The following is a 16,095-nucleotide window of genomic DNA, read 5'->3' as shown; positions in this document are numbered from 1 at the left end:
GTTCCAGATCTACCGGCCCCGGAAACTGGCATGCGGGTCGCAATACGCCAGGGCGACAAGAGAGCTGGCAAGGGTTCCGTAAGCACCCGGGAAGGGGGGCACGGCAAGAAGAACGCCGCAGCAGAGCTCGGGGGGGCTCCGTTGCGGCGCTCTTCTTGCCGTGCCGTCTGCCGAACGGCCGCGCTCATGCGCTTGCCGGAGACAAAATGAAAAAAGCGCCTCGCGGACCTGGGGGGGGAAGGTCTCCGCGACGGCGCTCGACCGTCTTTTTGCAGGCTCTGTGCCGTCCTATTCAGAATAGAATTTCAAATACTTACAGCAAACGCCACTAGCCGTCGTTGCATCCTTGAAAATCAAAGATGCAATCTGGTTCAGATTCGAAGGACTTCACGTCATCGATCTGAATCGGCATGTAACTGTTCCGGACGGAAATCTGCCGTGTGGGGGCGTGTTCACTCGTCCCAGTGGCGGCAGACCGGCTTCACGCCGCACCCCTCGCAGCGGACCGGATCGCGCCGCGAAGGGCATTGCTGGAGCATGCCGAGGTGGCAGAGGGCGAAGTCGTATTTGACCGGGTCGGTCGGATCGAAGCCGCGGAGAGCCGCGGTGATCTCCTCTGCCGTCTTCCAGGTGGCGCCCCTGCGATCGGTGAGCCCGATGTTGTAGCCGAGCTTCTCGATGTGCGTGTCGACAGGGATGAGGAGGGCCGACGGGGGCACCGGCCACAGGCCGAGGTCCACGCCGTCGGCGGGGCGGATCATCCACCGCAGCAGGAGCATGAGCCGCTTGGCGGCGCTGCCCTTCTCGGGATCGGGGAGGATGTGCGCCGCTCCGCGGTCGTCCGGACGCCGGTCGAGGCCGCCCGCGCTTCGGATCGCCCGCACCCAGGCCCCGAGGGCCTGGCGCAGGTCGCGGGTGCGGGAGAGCTCGGCCGCAAAGGCGGCGCCGAGCGAGCCTGAGGCCCGCTGCACCCGCCGCGCGCCGACGATCAGCCCGACGAGGTCGCGATCGCGGTAGATCCGGTGCCGGAAGCCGCGCAGCCGCGCCGAGACAGCCCGGGCGTCGTCGGCGGTGAGGGCGATCTCCGGCCCGAGGCGGTCGAGCGCCTCGCCGATCTTGGCGTGGAGCGCCTTCACGTTGCCGAAGGCGAGCGACGCGGCGATGAGCGCCACGAGCTCCTGATCGGCCGGATCCGTGTAGCGATGGACGAAGGAGACCGGGTCTCGCGCGCGGCGCTCCTCGACGGCGCACCGCGCGCGTACCCCGTCGAGCGCAGCCTTGACCGCGGCGCTCCGCGTGGCGTCCGTCCGCTGGGGCGCCGACTTGACCGCGGGGACCGTCCGCTGGGGCGCCGACTTGACCGCGGGGACCGTCCGCTGGGGCGCCGACTTGACCGCGGCGTCCTTCCGCCGGGGCGCCGCCTTGACCGCGGCGTCGCCCGACCGGGGCGCCGCCTCGCCGCTCCTGCGCGCCCTCATGGCGACCCCGCGTCCGGCGCCGGATCGGCCACGACCGGCTCGGCGGTCGCGGCGGGCTCTTGCGCCTCCCGATCGTGCTCCAGCGCGGGGAGCGACACGACGAACGCGCTGCCGCGCCCGTCGTCGGTGAGCGGGCTCTCGACCCGCACGGCGCCGCCGTGGCTCTCGGCGATGTGCTTCACGAGCGCGAGCCCGATCCCGCTGCCGCGCACCTGCCGCTCGCTCGCCCGCCGTCCGCGCGCGAAGCGCTCGAAGATGTGCTTCTGCTCGTCGGGATCGATGCCCGGCCCGCGGTCGCTCACCCGGATGGTGACCCGCCTCGCCTGGCGCGTCAGCGCGGCGAGGCGCCCGCCGCTCCCGCCCTCGGCCTCCACCGCGACGGCGACGCGGCCGCCGTCCTTCGCGTACTTGAGCGCGTTGTCGAGCAGGTTCACGAGGGCGAGCTCGAGCGCGCGCGCGTCGATGAGCGCCTCGGGCAGCCCCTCGGCGATCGTCAGCTCGACGGTCATCTCCTCGCGCTCGGCGCGGTAGCGGTACATGTCGACGGCGCGCGTCGCCACCTCGGCGACGCTCCCGCGCGCGAACTCGTAGGCGGCCTTGCCCCGCTCCACGCGGGCGAAATCGAGGACGTTCTCGATGAGCGCGGTGAGCCGCTCGCTCTCGCTCACGATGATCTGCAGGTACTGGCGGCGCTTCTCGTCGTTCGGGACGCGGCCGCCGAGGAGGAGCTCGCCGAACATGCGGACCAGCGAGAGCGGCGTCTTGAGCTCGTGGGACACGTTCGCGACGAAGTCGCTCTTCAGCGCCGCGAGCCGCCGCTCGTTCACGGAGGCGAGCACCACGATCGCGAGCCCTGCCAGCGCGACCAGGGCCGAGAAGCCGACCATCAGGATCTCGATCAGGCGCTGCCGCTCGACCTTCTCACCGAGCTCCTCGGCGGTGGTGAGCGCCATCTGGAGGCGCCAGTTGTAGAGCGTGGTCGGGAAGGGGCGCCCGACGGTGAACTCGCCGCCGATGATGGGCGGGCCGAACACGATGCGGCCCTCCTCGTCGATGACGTTCATCCGGCTCTTCTCGCGATCGAGGTCGCGGAAGAGCCGGGGCATCACCTCGTGGACCAGGCGCGGCACCTCGTGCCACGCGACGATGAGGCACTTGCGCCCCATGTGCTCGCGCTGCCAGTAGCTCACGAGCAGGCTCTGCTGATCGATGACGTGGTGGAGGTGGCGCAGCTCGGTCGTGTCGCCGGCGAAGTTCATCTGCGGCAGGAGGCGGGCGAGCAGGAGCTTGCGGAAGGCGTCGTCCTCCCGCCCGGACGCGCCGCGCGAGGCGAACGCGAGCACGTCGTGCGCCTCGTTGTCCATGTCGAGGACCAGGATGGCGCGCACGGTCGGCGTCTCGCGGGCCGCCGTGGGGAGCCACCGCCGCGCGATGACCGAGAGGTTCGCCACGTCGACGTGCGCGGCGACGACGTTGTCCTGGGCGATGATCAGCTTGTCGAGCCGGTCGACGCGCTCGTCGGCGAGGGTGAGCGTCGCGTCGAAGACGGTCTGCTGCCGCGCCTTCTCGATCTGCAACGTCGTGCGCAGGGCGATCCCGCCGAGCACGAGCACGGCGACGACGATGGCGGGGACGAGGGCGAAGTACGGGACGCGATGGCGCTTCCCAGCGGAGGGGAGGAGGTCCATCGCTCGGCTCCGCTAGCGGGCGGCCTTCTTCGCCCCCGCGGTCACGAGGCCGGGCTCGAGGACGACGCCGCGCGCCCCGACGAACTCCGCGAACTGCTGGCCGATGTACGTGAGCGCGTTGCCGTCGCTCTCGGAGAAGGGCTTGCCGTCGAGCGGGTTTCCGATCTCGAGGAGGCCGAGGTAGCGGCCCGCGAGCTCGACGGGCGCGCAGATGACGCTCCGGAGCTCGACGCCGATCGCCTTCCACCGCTCGTCCATGACGCGCTCGTCCTTGGCCGCGTCGGGCACCACGACGGCGCGCCTCGACCGCATCGCGGCCATCGCGAGCGGCGCCCGCTCGGACAGCCTGGCGAGGAGCGCGCTCTTGCCGCCGTACTGCCGGACGACGACGAACTCGCGCCGGTTGATGTCGAACAGCGACACGAGGCCGAGGGCGCACGGGATCTTGTCGAGCGTGAGCGCGAGGATGAAGTCGGCGCCCGCGAGGGTGTCCTGGAGGAAGTGCAGGTCGCTGCACGCCTCGAACAGCTCGGCGATGAGGTCGTCGCCGGAGAGGCGCCCGTTCTTCGGAGGAAAGGAGGAGCGCCGCCGCGGCGGGGCCGGCGTGGGTGCAGCGACCTCGGGTGGCTCCGGAACGAGCTGGAGACGTGGCAGCGCTCCCTGCTCGTCGGCCGGCACGGCGAGCAGCACCACGTCGGCCGGCGGCGTGAGGGCTGGCCGCGGCAGGTCCGCAGAATACGCGGCGGCCGGCGGTGGCACGTCCGCAGGCGGCGCGGCGTCCGCAGGCGGCGCGGCGTCTGCAGGCGACGCGGCAGCCGCAGGCGGCGCGGGGTCTGCAGGCGACGCGGCAACCGGCGGCGCAGCAACCGGCGGCGCGGCAGCCGGCGGCGCGGGGTCTGCAGGCGACGCACTGGCCGGCGGCGCGGCAGCCGGCGACGCGACAGCCGGTGGCGGTACATCCGCGGGCGGCGCCGCAACCGGCGGCGCCACGTCCGCAGGCGGCATGGCCGGCGGCGGTGCGGTGCCGCCGGTGCGCGGGCGGAACTGGATCTCGGGCTCGGCCGAGCGCCAGTCTTTCCAGGCGAGGGTCGCGAGCGGGCTGCGTTGAGGCCGGCCGTCGAAGACGTGATCGAACACGGCGATATGGATGAACTTGCCCGGGCGCGCGTCGTCGATGCGCTGCCGTGCGCGCTCGAGCCGATCGACCAGCAGCGCGCTGACGAGATCGCGCGGGGTGCCGGTCGCGACCGCATAGACGAACTCTCGGTACGTGAGCGGTGAGCGCTCGGACGGGTTCTCCTCGCGCTGTGAGATGAGCTGATACGGCGGCAGCTCCGCGGGCGCTCGCTCCGGCGCGGCGCCTCGCTCCGGCGGCGCATCCCGCCCCGGCGCGGCCTCCCCGCCTTTCGCCGGCTGCGCCTGGGCGCCCGCTTGCTCCGAGACGAGGAGCGCGGTGCCCATCGAGATGAACGGGACCGTGGGCGCGATCGGGCGCTTCCCTGCGACACGCCCCGCAGGCTCGGCCGGCTTTGGAGAAGCCGCCCCGGCCGGGGACGCGCCCGCCGGCGTGTCGGTCCCGTCCGTCAGCGCCGCGTCGTCCGGGGCGCGCTGCACGACGTACCGCACGCGCGTCGCCGGATCGATCGCTCGGTAGCCGCTCTCCAGCAGATCCACCGAGAAATTGTTGAGCGGGCCCCCATCACCGCGGAGCGCTCGGGCCTTCTGCAGCGCGGGCTGCCACTGCGGGGCCTCGACGCACACCTTCCTGCTCGGCGGAGCGTTCTGGCCTAACGACGAGATCTCGACGAACCAACGCATCGTTTGCGGTTCCAATCCGCGCTGGCGCTGACTGGGTGGCGCGCTCGGGCGCGAAGATCGTTCTACTCGACGCGTGCGAGAGGGGTCAACGCGCAGGCCGCACGGGGAGCGCGCGGAGGGCGCGCGGACACCTTTGGAGGATGGCGCGAAATCTTCTCAACCGGGACCGGCAAGAAGAATCGGGCCTGACCTGAAATCGCGCCGCCCGCGCCGCGAGTCGCCGCGGACGAACCCGTTCGTCCACTGAACGGCCGCGGGGTGTCCCCCGTGGCAGGAGGTCCCCCGATGTCGAGCCGCGCCATCGCGCTGAACGGGGCCACTCCGCCTCGCTCGTCGCCACGCCATCCGCCGTTCTCTTCGCGAGCGGGATACCCGTCCTACATCCAATCCAGCCGGGGGACGATCCGGGAGGCCCGACGTTGGGACTCCCCACGTGCGCGGATCCACCCCTGCGGGGGCCGCGCACGCTCGCTATTGCGTCCGCAGGATGATGTGGAAGCCGAACGGCGTCTCCACGACCCCGCTCATCGCGCCGACAGCGAGGTTCTCCACCGCCTGCTCGAACTCGGGCACCATCATGCCCTTGCGGAACGTGCCGAGATCGCCGCCGCGCGCGCGGCCAGACGGATCGTCGCTGTACTGGGTCGCGAGATCCTCGAACCTCGCCCCCTGCTGCGCTCTCACGAGCAGCTGCCCGGCGAGCGCGCGCGCCTCGTCCCGCGTGCGAACGATGTGCGCCCGGGCCCGCAGTGATCCTGCATACATGATGAGCAGGTGCTTCGCCCCCATCTGGCCGACCGTCGCAGGGGACTGGGCCGGCACCGGTTGCGCCGCGCCCGGCGTCGGCTGCGCCGCGCTCGGCTGGGCCGGCGTCGGCTGCGCTGCTCCCGCCGCGGGCTTGCCCGCGCCGTGAAGCGACTCCTTCTTGGGGGGATCGTGCGGGCCGAGCGCCCTGTCGACGAGCCGCTTGAAGTGCGTGATCGGCTGCGCCCCGCCGAGAAAGTAGTCGTTGATGGCGAAGGACGGCGTGCCGGTGATGTGCAGGCGCTCGGCGAGCTTCTGATCCGCCTCGACCGCCGCGCGGTGCGCTCCCGAGTCGAGCGCGGCGCGAAACTTCGCCACGTCGAGGCCGATCGCGGCCGCGTGGCCCTCGAGCGCCCCCCGGCCGAGCCCGCTCTCGGACGGGTCCTCCCACAGGCGCTGCGCCATCGCCCAGAAGCCGGCCTCGCCCTTCTGCCGGAACGCCTCGATCGACGCCTCGGCGGCGAGGGGCGCCCGCGTGTGGAAGGGGAGCGGCAGGTGCCTGAAGACGACGCGGACCTTGCCCGGATACGCGGCGATGACCTCGTCGATCGTGGGCTGGACGCGCTTGCAGAACGGGCACTGGAAGTCGGCGAACATCTGAATGGTCACCTTCGCGCCAGGCTTCGCGCCCTTGCCGGGGTTGTCCCTGGTCGGCGCGGGGGCGAGGATCCGCTCGGGCGGGTTGCCAGCCCTCGCGTCCTTCTGAAGCGCGTCGTAGACCTTCGCGGGCGGCGTGCCCGCGGCCACGAGCTTCGCGGCGTTCGCGATCTGCTCGTCGATGAGGGCCTCGAACCTCTCTGCCGGTTGGGCGCCGGCGATCCGCCTGCCGTTGACGAAGAAATGGGGCGTCCCCCTCGCCGCGAGCTCGTCCGCGAGGCGCTGATCGCGCTCGATGCGCGCCGCATGCCGCCGGGCGGCGATGGCCCCCTGCGCGCGGGCCACGTTGAGGCCCAGAGACTTCGCGTGCGCCGCGAGATCCGCGTCCTCGAGGCCCCCGGTCTTCAAGAGCTCGTACGCGCTCCAGAACGCCGCGTCGCCCTTCTGCGCCTTGGCCTCCAGCGCGAGCTCCGCGGCGGGCTCGGCCCGCTTGTGGAAGGGGAGCGGGTTGTGTTTGAAGACGACGCGCAGCTGAGCGCCGTACTTCTTTTCGAGGCCGTCGACGGTCGGGACGACCCTGCGACAGAACGGACACTCGAAGTCCGAGAACATGACCAGCGTGACCGGAGCGTCCGGGTTGCCCCGGATGGGCGACCCGTCGACAGGCACCTTCCACACGGTCGTGTCCTCGGGGGCCGGCGGCGTGGGCGGCTTCGGGGCCGGAGCGCGCGCCTTGTTCTGCTCGGACAGGGCCGCGTAGACGCGCTCCTGCGGGACGCCGGCTCGCCGGAGATCCTCGGCCGCCCGGAGCTGCTCGTCGACGAGGGTCCGGAAGTCGTCGATGGGCCGCGCCCCGCTGACGAGCACCCCGTTCACGAAGGTCGCCGGGGTGCCCGTGACGCCCGCGGTCTTGCCGGCCTCGATGTCCCGGTCGATCTTCGGCGCGTGCCGCTGCTCCTCGAAGGACGCGTGGAACGCCGCCTGATCGACGCCCGCCTCGGCGGCCCACGCCTCGAACGACTCCGGCGTGAGCGAGCGCTGGTTGGCGAAGGCGAGCTGATGGAATTTCCAGAACGCCTCGGCCCCGCCGAGCCGAAAAACCGTCTCGGCCGCCAGGTGCGCCGGGCGCGCATTTTTGTGGAACGCGAGCGGGAAGTGCTTCCAGACGATGCGCAGCCGATCGGGCCCGTAGGCCTCCTTCAGCTGCTCCAGCGTCGCCATGTACCTGGAGGTGAAGGGGCACTCATAGTCGCCCCACACCACGAGGGTCACCGGCGCGAGCGGCTCGCCCCACCACGGATCCGCGCGGGTGACGGGCACGGCGGTGCCCGGCTCCGGCTCCGGCTCGGGCTCGGCCGCCACGACAGCGGTCGGCGCGGGGGTGGGGAGGACCACCGTCTTCGGCCGCTCGACCGCGGACGACGAGCCCCCCGCGCCCGACGCGCAGGCAGCGAGGAAGCACCAGAGGAACAACAGCGAGAACAGACGGGAAAACGGCGGTAGCGCAGGCATGAGCCCCCTAGAGTGTCGCGGTCCGTGGACGGGATCCTACACGGACGGCCACAGCTCAGGTCGCCCGAGCCGCGGCGCGCCAGCGCTGCAGACGGGCGCACGACGGGAGCCTCGGCGATCACCGACGGCGAGCGCCTGCCTGCCAAGAAACACCCGCAGATCCGTCCGCCAGCCATCCGACCAGCGAGGCAACGGAGAAAAAAAAAGAGCGCCCGCTCGACGGCGGGGGGGGGAGACCGTCACGGGCGCTCTGCACTCCTGACTGAGCAGGATGCGGGCCAAACGCGTCCCTTCCGAGTTCAGGGACTTTCGCTAGTAAAACGTCTTACCTCTTTCAATCCTGAAGCAACCGCTTGCAAACGTGCGGGGCAGAGCCGGCGGCCTCAGCCTTCACGGGCGGGCTCCTCGGCTCGGGCTGCGTGAAAGTCGTGTAAAAGAGCCGCGTGTCACCGTCCAGCGCCGACCCTGGTTCCTTCTCGCCGCCCGGAAGCGCAGCGCCCCGGCCGAGCAGCGCCTCGCCCGACGGAACGGACGGAACCGACGGAACCGGGACCACCGCCTCCCGAGACGCCGGCCCGGCGGCGCCCTCAGGTTGGCTCGATCGCCTGGTCGCGGTCTGGCCGCGCGTCGATCCGATCCTGTTCGCCGCCTACGCGGGCGCGTGCGTCCTCTACGCCGCCGTCGCGTTCTACAGCGCAATGCACCAGCAGACAGGCGGCATGTGGTCGGCGCCGCTCGACGACGTGTTCATCCACTTCGATTACGCCCGCGCCACCGCGCGCGGGTACCCGTTCGAGTGGTCCGAGGGCAACGGCTTCTCGAGCGGGAACACGAGCCTGAGCTACCCGTTCGTCCTCGCCCTCGGCTACCTCGTCGGCTTCCGCGGCGTCCTGCTGATGCAGTGGGCGGCGATCGTCGCGTGCACCTCCACGCTCGGCTTCCTGCTCGTCGGCGCGCGGCTCCTCGAGCCTGTCGGGCGCTGGGCGAAGTACCTGCTGCCGCCCGTGGCGCTCTCCATCGGGGCGCTCGACTGGTCGCTGTTCAGCGGGATGGAGAACGCGTTCCACCTCGGCGTCTGGGCCCTCGCCACCCTCGCCGCGCTCTCGGTCGCCCGCGCGGCCGGCGCGCCGCGCGAGCCGACGGCGCAGGCGACGCGGGCGACAGCGAGCGCGCGCGCCGCGGCGCCGCCGAAGCGCCTCGCCCACCTCGGCTGGGCCGCCGGCCTCGCTGGCGCGCTCCTCTATGCCACCCGGCCCGAGTCGGTCGTCTGTGTGGCAGCGCTGAGCGTCTACGCGGCCATCGCCGTGGCGCGGGCCCACGGCGCGCGCGCGGCGATCGCGACCCTGCTCCGGACGTCGGTGCCCGGCGCGCTCGCGTGCCTCGCCCAGGCGGTCGCCAACCGCGTGTTCACCGGCGAGTGGGCGGCGAGCGGCGCCATCGCCAAGCTGGCGCTGAACAACCCGTACATGACGTCCTCCGAGAAGTGGGACACCTACGAGTTCCTCGCGACGTACGTCGTCGCCCGCAACACCAACCACCACTTCTCGGACGCCCTCCCCTGGGGCTGGCTCGTGCCCGCCATCGCGCTCATCCCCCTCGCCTCGCGCAGGACCCGCGGGGCCGCGGCGCTGCTCTGGGTCCAGATCGTCGGGTGGCTCGCGCTCGTGGCCCTGAACGGCCAGGTCCGCTGGCAGAACGAGCGCTACACCATGCCCGCGGTCGCCTGGCTGCTGGTGCTCGCGGCGATGGGGCTCGCGCTGCTCGTCGCGCGCGCCGCATGGGCCAACTGCGATGAGCGCCGGCAGGAGAAGCCAGAGAGCGCCTCGGCCGAGCCCACGGCGCGGCGCGGGGCCCTCGGCGGCATCGCGGCCGCCGTCCGTGGCGGCGCCCTGGCGCGCGGCCTCTGGTGCGCGCGCGTCGCGCTCGCCCTCGTCGTGGCCGCGCTCTTCTGGGCGCACCAGCTGCCCAGGATGCGCGACCAGATCTGGTTCTTCGGCCGCGCCAGCCGCAACATCCGCGATCAGCACCTCGTCGCCGGCAAGCTCCTCGCCCAGCTCGACGTGCGCCGCGTCCTCGTCGGCGACGCGGGCGCGCTCCTCTACGCGTCGGACCGGCCCGGCCTCGACATCATCGGGCTCGGCGGCTACCACGACCTCCCGTTCGCGCGCGCGGGCGTCCACGGCCTGGGCGCCTCGCTGGAGCTCATCGAGCGCATCCCCGCCGACGATCGCCCCGACACGCTGGCCATCTACCCGGGCTGGTGGGGCGACCTCCCGGCCATCTTCGGCAGGCGGATCGCCGCGATCCCCGTCGTCGGCAACGTGATCTGCGGCGGCGCGGAGAAGGTCATCTACCAGGCCGACTGGAGCCCGCTCGCGCACGGCGAGGGGCCCGCGTCGATGCGCGCGGACGAGCGGATCGTCGACGAGCTCGACGTCGCCGACCTCGTGAGCGAGCGGGAGCACGGCTACGCCTTCCCGCGGCCTCAGGCCGGCTTCGTCGGCTTCAGCGTCCTCCCGGATCTGCGCGGATCAGGGCACGATCGCTTCGACGCGGGGCGCGTCATCCCCGGCGGCAGGAGCGAGGCGGCCCGCGTGCACGCCCCCCGCGAGGGCCAGGGCAGACTCGTGGTCCGCACCGCCGCGCCCCGCGCCGCCACGATCCGCGCGACGGCGGACGGCCGGGAGATCGGCCACCTCGCGCTCAAGAGGGGTGACGGCTGGACCGAGGCCTCGCTCGACCTCCCCGAGGGCCTGCCCGAGACGTTCACGCTCACGCTCACGCCGGTCGACGGCGAGTGGGTCGATCACCACGTCTGGATCCTCGATCGCCCCGCGCGCGGCGTCAGCGCGCGCCCGCTCGCCGGACAGTGACGTGCGCGCCGGCCTGCCCCGCGACCCCGCGCAATGGATCGCGCTCGCGCTCGCCCTCGCCGCGGTGCTCGCCTGCGCCTGGCTCCTCCGCCACGGCCGCTCGCCCGCGATCGCACGGGCCGGCCCCGCGCCTCCACGCCCCGGCGCCGCGCGCTCGGGCCGCGACCCCGCGCCCCTCTCCGGCACGGCCCTGAACGCGGCGATCGCCGCGGCCCTCTCGGTCGTCGCGGCGCTGCTCTCGGCCGCGTACGTCGCGGTCTACCTGCGGGGCGGCCCCCGCATCATCGACGCGACGAGCTACTGGCTCGAGGCGCGCGCGATGGCGGCCGGCCACCTCGCATGGCCGCTCGACGAGCCGGCGGCCTCCGTGCTCGGTCGCTTCCTCGTCCGCAGCGACGCGATGGCCGGGCGCAGCGCGGCCGAGGTCGCCGTCCTCTTCCCCCCGGGCTACCCCGCCCTGCTCGCGCTGGGCTTCCTCGCGGGCGCGCCGCTCGCGGTCGGTCCCGCGCTCGCCGCGGCGCTCGCGATCGCCACCTACGATCTGGCCGCGCGGTTCGCGCCGGAGGGCCCGGCCCCAGCCGGGAGCGCCGCGCCGATCCGCTTCGTTCCGCTCGTCGCCGCGCTCTTCTCGGCGCTCTGCGCCGCGCTCCGCTACCACACGGCCGACACGATGTCGCACGGGCTCGCGGCCCTCTGCTTCACGGTCGCGCTCGCGTCGGCGCGGCGCGCGCTCGATGAGGCCCGCGCCGCCACGGCGACGGGCGCCGCGGCGGGGCCCCTCGGTCCGGCGGTCCGCGCCGCCGCGCTCGCCGGGCTCGCTGCCGGCTGGCTCGCGGCGACGCGCCCGCCGAGCGCGCTCGCCCTCGCTGCGACGCTGCCCTTCGTGCTTCTTCCTGCGATCGCGCCGGGGAGCGCGGCGGCCGGCCCGCGCCAGGGCGATCCGCCGCCGCGCCCCTCGCCGCGGCTCGTGCGGCTCGCCGCGGCGATGGCGATCGGCGCCCTCCCCGGCCTCGCGCTGCTCGCGGCTCACCAGCGCGCCGCGACGGGCGCCTTCGCCTCATCGCAGGCCGCGTACTACGCAGTCTCGGACGGCCCGCCCGGCTGCTTCCGCTACGGCTTCGGCGCCGGCGTCGGCTGCCTCGGCGAGCACGGCGACTTCGTCCGTCATAACCTCGCGGAAGGATACGGCTTTCTGGCTGCTGCCGGCACGACGCTGCGCCGCCTGAAGCTCCACCTCGTGGACGCGCTCAACGCCGAGCCGCTCGCGCTGCTCGTGCTCGCCGGCGCCGTGATCGCCTGGCGGCGGCCGCGCTCGCGCGCCCTCGCGATCGCCCCGCTCCTCCAGGTCGCCGCTTACGCCCCCTTCTATTTCGACGGCAACTACCCGGGAGGCGGCGCGCGCTTCTTCGCCGACATGCTGCCGGTGGAGCACGTCCTCGCCGCCATGGCCGCCCTCGCGCTCGCGGAGCGCGCTGCGCCAGCGGCGCACGCGGAGCGCGGCCCCGCGCGCCGGCGTGGCGCGCTCCTCGCGGCGGCGCTCCTCGCGGCGGCGCTCCCGCTCGCCGGCTTTGCCTTCCGCGCGGGCTTCGATCACGCCGCGCTCCGCGATCGCGAGGGCGGCCTGCCCATGTTCGACCCCGCCGCCGTCGCGCGCGCGGGCGTCTCGCGCGGCCTCGTGTTCGTCGACACCGATCACGGCTTCAACCTCGGCTTCGATCCCGCCCCGGAGGACGTCGCGGTGCTGCGCTACCGGGGCGACGCGATCGACCGCATGGCGTGGGAGGCCCGCGGTCGCCCCCCCGCGTACCGCTACCGCTTCGCGATCCCGGACGCCGGTGGCCTCGCCTCGGTCTCGATCACGCCGCTCGTCTTCGACGCCGAGCCGCCCAGCGAGGCCCGCATCGAGGGCGAGTCGCTATGGCCGCCCCGCGAGCAGCGCGGCGCCTTCGCGCTGCCCGAGCACGCCGGCGGCACCTGCGCGTCAGGCGGGCGCCTGCTCGCGGTGCACGCGGCGGGGCGCGGCGAGGCCGTCGTCCGGGTCGGCCTGCCCGCGCCTTGGCTCCGCGGCGCCCGGATCAGCCCGCGCGTGGCGCTCTCGGGCGACGGCGCCGGCGAGGTGCGCCTCCTCGTCGATGGCACCCTGCTCCACGTCTGGCGGGTCGAGCCCGCCACGCCGAGCCTCCCCGGCGCGCCGCTCGCCTGCGCCGACCTCCCGCCGCACCCCATCCCCGAGGATGCCGTCGGAATCGAGCTCGCCCTCGCCCGCGAGGCCAGGGGAACGAACGAAACGAGCGAAACGAGCGAAACGAACGGAACCGAGGGCCTCTTTGCGCTCGACGCGCTCTCCGTTGTGGGCGGGAATTCGGTTGACCGCTAGTCCCGTAACATGCGAGCTTTTCATAGGATTCTGTTGTCGTGCGGCTCCTGGAGCGGCGCATCCCCTGGAGCTCTGCGGTGGAAAGCGGCAAGTCGAGCGCCGGCGGCGGTCCGCTCGGGTGGGGGAGGTGGACCATGACGAAAAGCGAGCTCATCGACGCGATCGCGGGACGGGGGGAGCTCACCAAGGCTCGAGCGGAGCTCGTGGTGAACTGCGTCTTCGACGCGATGACGCAGGCGCTCCAGCGCAACGAAGGCATCGAGATCCGCGGGTTCGGCAGCTTCACGGTCAGGCCGTACAAGCCCTACAGCGGCAGGAACCCGCGCACGGGCCAGCCGGTGCCCGTGCCCGCCAAGCGCCTTCCGTTCTTCAAGGTCGGCAAGGAGCTCAAGGAGCTCGTCAACGCGAGCCGCGCATACGCGATCTCGGGTGACGACGACGACGAGGACGAGGACGACGAGGAGAGCGACGACGAATGAGGCGGCGCGCGGCGCGTCCGTGACGTGACGCGCCCCACGACGTGACGGCGTGACGACGTCGCTCGCGGCGCCCTGGCCGCTCCCCACGCCCTCGTCGCTGGCGCGCCGAGGCGCGTCGCCCCCCTGGCGGGCGGTTCCGCTGCGCGGTAGAAGCGGGCCCCCATGGTCCCCGCCGAACGTCAGCTCCAGATCCTCTGCAAGGGTGTCGTCGACCTCCACGTCCGAGCCGAGCTCGAGGAGCGGATCCGCGAGGGCAAGCCGCTGCGCGTGAAGGCCGGCTTCGACCCGACCCGCCCCGATCTCCACCTGGGCCACACGGTGGTGATGCAGAAGATGCGGGAGTTCCAGGAGCTCGGACACCAGGTGGTCTTCGTGGTCGGCGACTTCACGGCGATGGTCGGCGACCCGACCGGCAAGAACGAGCTGCGCCCGCGGCTCTCGCGCGAGGAGGTCGTCGCCGCGGCGGAGACCTACCAGGCGCAGGCGTTCAAGGTCCTCGACCGGGACAGGACCGAGGTCCGCTACAACTCCGAGTGGCTGAACAAGCTCGATCCGACGCAGATGATCGAGCTCTGCGCGAAGTACACCGTCGCCCGCATGCTGGAGCGCGACGACTTCAAGAAGCGCTACGACGAGGCGCGGCCCATCTACGTGCACGAGTTCATGTACCCGCTCCTCCAGGCCTACGACTCGGTCGAGCTCGAGGCCGACATCGAGCTCGGCGGCACCGATCAGCTCTTCAACCTGCTCGTGGCGCGAGACCTGATGCCCCGCTACGGCAAGCGCGCCCAGATGGTGATGACGATGCCGCTCCTCGAGGGCACGAACGCGCGCGTCGAGGACGGGAAGGTCGTCGGCGCCAAGATGTCGAAGAGCGCGGACAACTACGTCGGCATCACCGAGCCGCCGTTCGAGATGCTGCAGAAGCTGATGCTCGTCGATGACGGCGTGATCTGGCGGTACATGGAGCTCCTGTCGTCGCGCCCGCCCGAGGAGATCGCCGCCCTGCGGGAGGCGGTCCTCCGCGGCGAGCAGGGCGTCATCGGGGTGAAAGAGCTCTTCGCGCAGGAGATCGTCACCCGCTTCCACTCGGCGGAGGACGCGCACGCGGCCCTCGAGCGGCGCCGCAGCGTCGCGGCCGGCGGCCTGCCGGAGAACATCGAGGAGCTCCAGGTGGCGAGCGACCGCGACACGATCCCGATCGGCAACGCGCTGGCGCTGGCGGGGCTTGCCGAGTCGACCTCCGCGGCGCGGCGCCTCGTGAAGGGCGGCGCGGTGCACCTCGACGGCGAGGTGGTCAAGGACGAGCAGCTCACGCTCGAGCGTGGGAAGCGCTACCTGGTCCGCGTCGGCTCGAAGAACCGCCGCTTCGCCTACCTCGTCGTTGGCTGACGCGCCCGGGCGAGCGCCTCGCCGGCGCGCCGTGCTCGGCGGCGCCCTGGGCTGCGCCCTGGGCCTCGCGCTGCCCTCGTGCGGCGGCGCGCCGCGGCCGCCCGCCCGGCCAAGCCCGCCGCTGCCGCCGCTCGCCACGGCGGACCTGACGCGCCTCCTGCCGCAGGCGGGGCTCAGGTGGCTGATCCTCGTCCGTCCCCGCGAGGTCGCGGCGGTGCCGTGGCTCATCCCGTCGATCGCGCTCGTGGCGCCCGAGGAGAACCTGGCCCGGCACGCCCGCGCGACCGGCGTCGATCTGCGGCAGGTGCGCGAGGCCGCGATCGCGTCGTACGCGGGCGCAGAGCCGGCGGGAGGCGCGACGCTCTACATGGCGCGCCACAGCGGCGATCCGCGCGCCATCGAGCGCCTCTTCCGGCGGCGGCTCACGGGCAAGGAGCGGCGCGCGCTCGATCGCCCGGACGTCGTGCGCGTGACGGGCGACATCGGCACGACGCCGCACGCGCTGGTGCTGCTCGGCGAGGACGTGGCCTGTGTGCAGGACGGCGGCAGCCCGCTGCGCGGGCCGGCGCGCGTCGCGTCGCTGTACGCGCTCGGGCGCCTCAAGCGCTCGCCCGCTGCGCTCTCGGGCGGCCCGCTGCGCGCGCTCGAGGCCCGCCTCGGCCCGGCGCCCGTGCGCGCGTTCGCGCCGGGGCCGTTCGACGGGGAGCTCGCCCGCGGCGCGCGGGGGCTGCTCGCGGCGGCGACCGCCGTGGGCGCGGCCGCCAGGCCGAGCGCGCGCGAGGGGATCGCGCTCGCGATCGCGGTGGCGGGCGACTTCTCGACGAGCGGGGAGGCCGCCTCGGAGGAGCTGCTCGCGGCCTGGAACGAGCTGGCGGGCGGCTCGTTCGGCCACCTGCTCGGGCTGGACGTGCCGGTCGAGCCGCCGCTCGCCACCCACGCGCCGGACGCGGTGGCCGTCGCGGTCGAGCTGAACCCGCGGGCGCTCGCCCGGGGGCTCGCGGCGGCGACCGGCGAGCGGCTCGCCGAGATGCTGCGGTAGGCGCGGCGGCGCCTCGCCGGTAAATTGGGTGGCGTCAG

General features: G+C 73.4%; 9 protein-coding genes. 5 read left to right on the top strand and 4 right to left on the bottom strand.

Annotation, left to right across the window (positions count from 1 at the left end; all coding sequences use genetic code 11):
* Positions 1-452 precede the first annotated feature (452 nt).
* From WME79_RS02645 to WME79_RS02630, 4 genes are all read right to left on the bottom strand, one after another.
* Positions 453-1,478, bottom strand: a complete 1,026-nt coding sequence (locus tag WME79_RS02645; RefSeq protein WP_437531466.1) for a TIGR02757 family protein — start codon at positions 1,476-1,478, stop codon at positions 453-455.
* Positions 1,475-3,166: a sensor histidine kinase gene (locus tag WME79_RS02640; protein ID WP_437531464.1), complete on the bottom strand. Its 1,692-nt coding sequence runs from the start codon at positions 3,164-3,166 to the stop codon at positions 1,475-1,477. The genes WME79_RS02645 and WME79_RS02640 overlap by 4 nt, the downstream gene beginning before the upstream one ends.
* Before the next feature lie 12 nt (positions 3,167-3,178).
* Positions 3,179-4,984, bottom strand: coding sequence for a GAF domain-containing protein (locus tag WME79_RS02635; RefSeq protein WP_437531462.1), 1,806 nt, complete (start codon positions 4,982-4,984; stop codon positions 3,179-3,181).
* Between the two features lie 471 nt (positions 4,985-5,455).
* Entirely contained in the window at positions 5,456-7,897 is a 2,442-nt protein-coding gene (locus WME79_RS02630; RefSeq protein WP_437531460.1) for a thioredoxin domain-containing protein, read from the bottom strand.
* Between the two features lie 443 nt (positions 7,898-8,340).
* Between WME79_RS02630 and WME79_RS02625 the strand changes: the two genes are divergently transcribed.
* The 5 genes from WME79_RS02625 to WME79_RS02605 all read left to right on the top strand — a co-directional run bounded on the left by WME79_RS02625 (position 8,341) and on the right by WME79_RS02605 (position 16,057).
* The gene (locus WME79_RS02625) at positions 8,341-10,770 is read left to right on the top strand and encodes a hypothetical protein (protein ID WP_437531458.1); all 2,430 of its coding nucleotides are present in this window, start codon (positions 8,341-8,343) and stop codon (positions 10,768-10,770) included.
* Between the two features lies 1 nt (position 10,771).
* Positions 10,772-13,147 (top strand): hypothetical protein, encoded by a 2,376-nt coding sequence (locus WME79_RS02620; RefSeq protein WP_437531457.1) that lies wholly within the window; start codon positions 10,772-10,774, stop codon positions 13,145-13,147.
* 134 nt (positions 13,148-13,281) lie between these two features.
* Positions 13,282-13,626, top strand: coding sequence for an HU family DNA-binding protein (locus tag WME79_RS02615; protein ID WP_012233145.1), 345 nt, complete (start codon positions 13,282-13,284; stop codon positions 13,624-13,626).
* Positions 13,627-13,788: 162 nt separating this feature from the next.
* Complete coding sequence (gene tyrS, locus WME79_RS02610) at positions 13,789-15,018, top strand: tyrosine--tRNA ligase (protein ID WP_437531455.1); 1,230 nt, start codon at positions 13,789-13,791, stop codon at positions 15,016-15,018.
* A complete protein-coding gene (locus WME79_RS02605; RefSeq protein ID WP_437531453.1) occupies positions 15,011-16,057 on the top strand; it encodes a hypothetical protein in 1,047 nt (348 codons plus the stop codon). Before tyrS ends, WME79_RS02605 begins: the two co-directional genes overlap by 8 nt.
* Positions 16,058-16,095 lie beyond the last annotated feature (38 nt).

The organism is Sorangium sp. So ce726 (assembly GCF_051521405.1).
In the GTDB taxonomy this organism is placed as follows: Bacteria; Myxococcota_A; Polyangia; order Polyangiales; family Polyangiaceae; genus Sorangium.
Note: the sequence above shows the minus strand (reverse complement) of the source record. Positions and strands in the feature narration are given on the sequence as shown.

Excerpts from the sequence above, each read along its gene's own strand:
- WME79_RS02645 (WP_437531466.1), bottom strand. The coding sequence starts at position 1,478 with ATGAGGGCGCGCAGGAGCGGCGAGGCGGCGCCCCGGTCGGGCGACGCC.
- WME79_RS02640 (WP_437531464.1), bottom strand. The coding sequence starts at position 3,166 with ATGGACCTCCTCCCCTCCGCTGGGAAGCGCCATCGCGTCCCGTACTTC.
- WME79_RS02635 (WP_437531462.1), bottom strand. The coding sequence starts at position 4,984 with ATGCGTTGGTTCGTCGAGATCTCGTCGTTAGGCCAGAACGCTCCGCCG.
- WME79_RS02630 (WP_437531460.1), bottom strand. The coding sequence starts at position 7,897 with ATGCCTGCGCTACCGCCGTTTTCCCGTCTGTTCTCGCTGTTGTTCCTC.
- WME79_RS02615 (WP_012233145.1), top strand. The coding sequence starts at position 13,282 with ATGACGAAAAGCGAGCTCATCGACGCGATCGCGGGACGGGGGGAGCTC.
- tyrS (WP_437531455.1), top strand. The coding sequence starts at position 13,789 with ATGGTCCCCGCCGAACGTCAGCTCCAGATCCTCTGCAAGGGTGTCGTC.